This window comes from Nocardia kruczakiae NBRC 101016, from assembly GCF_001612965.1.
GTDB classification, from domain to species: Bacteria; Actinomycetota; Actinomycetes; order Mycobacteriales; family Mycobacteriaceae; genus Nocardia; species Nocardia kruczakiae.
Genome location: NZ_BDBL01000050.1, coordinates 1 through 5,019, shown reverse-complemented (window position 1 = coordinate 5,019; position 5,019 = coordinate 1). Strand labels below are relative to the sequence as shown.

The 5,019-nt window shown below is 69.1% G+C and carries 4 protein-coding genes and 1 pseudogene; 4 read left to right on the top strand and 1 reads right to left on the bottom strand.

All coding sequences use genetic code 11. The annotated features are described in order from the left end of the window. The first annotated feature begins 76 nt into the window (after window positions 1–76). Window positions 77–1,165: a TerD family protein gene (locus NK1_RS28620; RefSeq protein WP_063013705.1), complete on the top strand. Its 1,089-nt coding sequence runs from the start codon at window positions 77–79 to the stop codon at window positions 1,163–1,165. A 196-nt stretch (window positions 1,166–1,361) separates the two neighbouring features. After that, complete coding sequence (locus tag NK1_RS28615; protein WP_063013703.1) at window positions 1,362–1,841, top strand: HAD-IIIC family phosphatase; 480 nt, start codon at window positions 1,362–1,364, stop codon at window positions 1,839–1,841. A 57-nt stretch (window positions 1,842–1,898) separates the two neighbouring features. On the opposite strand, the gene NK1_RS28610 is transcribed toward NK1_RS28615, so the two are convergent. Then, entirely contained in the window at window positions 1,899–3,614 is a 1,716-nt protein-coding gene (locus tag NK1_RS28610; protein WP_063013701.1) for a GMC oxidoreductase, read from the bottom strand. Window positions 3,615–3,904: 290 nt separating this feature from the next. Between NK1_RS28610 and NK1_RS28605 the strand changes: the two genes are divergently transcribed. Both NK1_RS28605 and NK1_RS35460 read left to right on the top strand, forming a co-directional pair. After that, on the top strand, window positions 3,905–4,612 hold the full coding sequence (locus NK1_RS28605) for a TetR/AcrR family transcriptional regulator (RefSeq protein WP_063013699.1): 708 nt from the start codon (window positions 3,905–3,907) through the stop codon (window positions 4,610–4,612). A gap of 108 nt (window positions 4,613–4,720) precedes the next feature. Further along, window positions 4,721–5,019, top strand: a pseudogene (locus NK1_RS35460) (hypothetical protein); the annotation flags it as partial.

Sequence of the window (5,019 nt, the reverse complement as noted above, 5' to 3'; positions counted from 1 at the left end):
CGGGCGTACCGGAATCGGCGGGGCGGGTGCGCCCGTGTCGCCCGAATACCGCCGGAACTCGACGTAGAGTGGAAGGGTGGCCGCTCAGTTGACCAAGGGACAGGTGGATCGTCTGACCCACGACGAGGTCGTCGTATCCGTCCGGCACAGCGAACCCGTCGATGTTTCGGCGCTGCTGCTGAATTCGGCCGGCAGGGTCCGTGACGAAACCGATCTGATCTTCTACAACCAGCCCGCCGCGCACGGGGTGCGCCTGGCCTCCGGGCGGCCGGAGCTGTCGATCGGATTGCGTTCGCTCCCACCGGAAATCGAGCATGTGCGGATCGTGGCCTCGCTCGAGGACCAGCAGGATCGCTTCGGTGACTACCCGCCGCCACAGCTGATCGTGGCCGATCCGAGCGGAAATGCGGTGTACGAGTACACCGTCGACGGCCTGGGCGAGGAACCGGCGGTGATCGTCGCCGATCTGGACCGGGTCGGCAGCACCTGGCAGGTCCGCCCGCTCGGGCACGGATTCCCGGCCGGATTCGCGGCACTGGTGACCGCGCACGGGGTCTCGGTGGGCGGCGGGGCGGACGATCTGCCCTATCGCGGCCCGGCCGTGCTGGCGCCGGGCCAGGAGGTGGCGCTCAACCAGATCCGCAAGGGTGAGCTGTCGATGGTGAAGATGGGTGTCGGATGGGATCCGATGAAGGTCCACGGCCCGCGCGGGCTGCGCGCCCTCGAGATCGACCTGGACGCCTCGGCGCTGCTGTTCGTCGGCCAGACACTCGTGGATGTGGCGTTCTACCAGCAGCTTTCCTCCCGCGACGGCGCGGTGCGCCACTCCGGGGACAACCTGACCGGTGACGGTAAGGGCGACGACGAGGTCATCACCGTGGACCTGGCCCGGCTGCCGGCGCAGGTGACGTCGGTGGTTTTCGTGGTCACCTCGTATGCGGGGCACACCTTCGAACGCATCCGAAACGGCTACTGGCGCATGATCGACGGTTCCTCGACCGCCGAGCTGGCGCGGGGCAATCTGCGCGGCGGCGGGCCGCACACCGGCATGGTGGTGGCGAAGGTGTATCGCGACGGCGGCCTGTGGCGGGTGGCCTCGATCGGCGCCCCGATCCAGGCCGGGCATCCGGTGGAGGCCGTCCCGCTGGTGGTGCCGACGCTGTGAGCCGCGCCGCGAGCCAGTGGTTTGCCAGGGCTGGTGTGCGCGGCCCCGCATCCCTACTATGACCTCTCGCGGGACCGGCCCAGGAAAACGGGGGCTTGTCCGGCACAATCGGTACCTGGATGGTGGCGGTGTACCCATCGGCCGTGCCCGCGGGCGCGGCCGATGGGTGTTGAGGAGAGTGGACCGTAGGGGCGAGATGACAGCACCGGCAGTGAAATGTCTTGTCTGGGAACTGGACAACACCATGTGGGACGGTGTGGTCTGCGATTCGACCAGTGGTGCACTGCGCTCGGACGCGGTGCGGGCGCTGCACACCCTGACCGGCCGGGGTGTGATGCACGCCGTGGCCAGCCGTGGCGAATGGTCCTGGACGACCGACAAATTGGAACGTCACGGCCTGCACGGGCTGTTCGCCGCCGTCGAGGTCGGGTGGGGTCGCAAATCGGCGGCGATCACCCGGATCGCGGCCCAGTTGCGGATCGAACTCGACGCGATCGGCTATATCGACGCCGAGGCGATGGAACGCAGCGAGGTCGCCCACGCGCTGCCGCAGGTGCGCTGCTATGCCGGACGGCATGTGGATGTGCTCGCCGCGCTGCAGGAATTCCGGGCGCCGCTGACGTCCGCGCCGCCGCCGACCTCGCCGATGGGTTTCGCCCACATCTGCGCGAACTGATCCGGCCGCCGCGGCGAGATATCGCCACGGCGGCCGGATCGAGGGCGCGCGGATGAATCAGGCGCTGTCGCGATTGATTTCGACGATCGGCAACACCAGAGCCGCCGGCGCCGAGGCCGGAACCACGGGCCGGCGCGGTGCGACCGGGGAAATGCGCTGGTAGGCGCTGTCCTGCGAAGGGCGGGTGTCGTTTTCGCCCTTGTTCGGCCACAGCGCGGCCGCGCGTTCGGCCTGCGCGGTGATCGTCAGCGACGGGTTCACACCCAGGTTCGCCGACACCGCCGCGCCGTCGACCACGCTGAGCGTCGGATAGCCGTAGACGCGATGGTAGGGGTCGATGACACCGTGGTCGGGGTCGGCGCCGATCACCGCACCGCCCAGGAAGTGGGCGGTCAGCGGGATGTTGAACACCTCGCCCCAGGTGCCGCCCGCGGTGCCGCCGATCTTGTCCGCCACGCGCCGGGTCACATCGTTACCGGCCGGGATCCAGGTCGGATTCGGTTCGCCGTGGCCCTGTTTGGAGGTCAGCTTGCGGCCGAACACGCCCCGCTTCGTGTAGGTGGTGATGGAGTTGTCCAGATGCTGCATCACCAGCGAGATGACCGTGCGTTCGCTCCAGTTGCGGACGCTGAGCATGCGCAGCAGGGTCAGCGGATGGCGCAGCACTTCCAGCAGGAAACGCAGCCAGCGCGGGATCCGGCCGCCGCCGTCGACCATCAGCGTCTGCAGCAGCCCCATCGCATTGGATCCCTTGCCGTAGCGGACCGGTTCGATGTGGGTGTCGGGGGTGGGGTGGATGGAGGAGGTGATCGCGACACCGCGGGTGAAGTCGCGGTCGGGATCGACGGTCTTGGTCGCCGCGCCGAGAATGGATTCGGAGTTGGTGCGGGTCAGCTCGCCCAGCCGCGGCGACAACTTGGGCAGAATTCCCTTGTCGCGCATGTCGAACAGCAGCTTCTGGGTGCCGCGGGTGCCGGCGGCGAGGACGACGTGCCCGGCGGTGTAGGAGGCCGGTGAGCGGCGGATCTTCGCGCCGGTGCGGCGGGTGTCGACCTGCCAGCTGCCGTCGGGCAGCGGCCGCACCGCGGTCACCGTGGTCAGCGGCAACACCTGCGCTCCGGCCTGCTCGGCCAGATACAGGTAGTTCTTCACCAGGGTGTTCTTGGCCCCGTGGCGGCAGCCGGTCATACATTCGCCGCATTCCAGGCAGCCGGTGCGCTGCGGGCCGACTCCACCGAAATACGGGTCGGCCACGGTCTTGCCGGGCTCGCCGAAGAACACCCCGACCGGGGTCTGCACGAAAGTGTCACCGACACCCATGTCGTCGGCGACCTGTTTGAACACCTCGTCGGCGGGAGTGATGTGCGGGTTGCGCACCACGCCCAGCATTTTGGTGGCCTGCTCGTAGTAGGGGGTCAGCTCGGCGCGCCAATCGGTGATGTCGCGCCACTGGTTGTCCTGGAAGAACGGCTCCGGCGGGACGTAGAGGGTGTTGGCGTAGTTGAGTGAGCCGCCACCCACGCCCGCGCCACCGAGGATCAGCACATCGCGCAGCAGGTGGATGCGCTGGATGCCGTAGCAGCCCAGCGCGGGCGCCCACAGGAATTTGCGCAGGTCCCAACTGGTTTCGGGCAGTTCGTCGTCGGCGAAGCGGCGACCGGCCTCGAGAATGCCGACCCGGTAGCCCTTTTCGACCAGTCGCAGCGCGGTGACGCTGCCGCCGAATCCGGAGCCGACGATCAGGACGTCGAAATCGGTGTCGTGTGCGGTCATGGCCGCTCCTGCGGGGTGCGGGCCATCCGCAACCGGTCGGCCCCGGGAACGGGCTGCGCATGGTGTCTCATCGGGCCTCCGTGAGTGTGTGTCGCCGGTGACGAATATCAACGCTACTACCCAGTATTTTAGGTGTGTCTCGCGGTACCCCTAAATGGTGTCGCGCCTGGTCGGCGCGCAGATCCGGGGGAACTCGGCGAGGTCGGCCGGGTGGTGGCCCGCCTCGGCGGGAATCGCCAGATCGCCGATCACTCTGGTAAGCACCGCTCTCTATGTGGCAGGCTGAGAGCATGAGCACACCCCGATCCCGCGCCCGGGCCCGCACGATGGACGAAATCGTGCGCATCGGCCGTGAACATCTCGCGGTGCACGGCGCCGCGGCGCTGTCGCTGCGCGCCGTCGCCCGCGATCTCGGCGTGGTCTCCTCGGCGGTGTACCGCTACGTGCGCAGCCGCGACGAACTGCTGACCATGCTCGTCGTCGACGGCTACACCGAACTGGCCGACGCCGTCGACGCCGCCCTGGCCGGCGCCCCGGCCGACGGCGCCACCAGGCTGCGGGTGCTGGCCCACGCCGTGCGCGACTGGGCGCTGGCCGAACCGGCCCGCTACGGCCTGCTGTTCGGCACCCCCGTCCCCGGCTATGACGCACCCGCCCAGGAGACCACCGCCCCCGGCACCCGGGTGATCGGATCCCTGCTGACCATCGTCGAAACCGCCTGCCGCACAGGCGAACTCGCGGCCCCGGATCCCGTCCCGGCGGCCCCGGACGAACTGGCCGCCGACATCGAACGCATCCGCGCCGAATTCGGGCTCCAGATGCCGAACTGGGCGATGGCGCGCACCCTGACGGTATGGACGGGCCTGTTCGGGGCGGTCAGCTTCGACGTCTTCGACATGTACGGCGCGCAGACCTTCACCGACCGCGCCCAGGTGTTCGACATCCACCTCGACAACCTGTGCGCGATCCTCGGATTCCCCGCTGCCGCAGCGGACTAGCCCGCGCGCCGGGTATGCATTCGTGGCCGTCATCGTGCAGGATGTCACAACCCGATAAAGCTCATTCTCAGCTTTCCCATACCCGGGAATGAAAGACTGAACGGCGAAATGAACGACGAAACCGAACCGATCCCGGTGGTGGATCCCCGCGCCGGCAGCGGTCGATCGCGGCACGCGCGGCCCGACGACGAGTCGCCGTCGGATCGGTCCGGTCGACATAACCCGCACACCGTCCGGGCGGGCACCCCGCCCTGGAGTCGCGGCATCGCCACCCCCGCCGACCAGCGCGACAGTGAGCGCACCCGGCGAGCGACCCCACCCCCCGCGCAACGTCCGCCACGACGCGAACAACCCGACGCCACCTCCGCCGGACCGAGCGCCCGGCGTCGTCCCGCCCCCGCGCAGCC

What these genes read in the sequence shown, in the direction of transcription:
- NK1_RS28610 (WP_063013701.1), bottom strand. Translation starts at nt 3,614, where the DNA reads ATGACCGCACACGACACCGATTTCGACGTCCTGATCGTCGGCTCCGGA.
- NK1_RS28615 (WP_063013703.1), top strand. Translation starts at nt 1,362, where the DNA reads ATGACAGCACCGGCAGTGAAATGTCTTGTCTGGGAACTGGACAACACC.
- NK1_RS28605 (WP_063013699.1), top strand. Translation starts at nt 3,905, where the DNA reads ATGAGCACACCCCGATCCCGCGCCCGGGCCCGCACGATGGACGAAATC.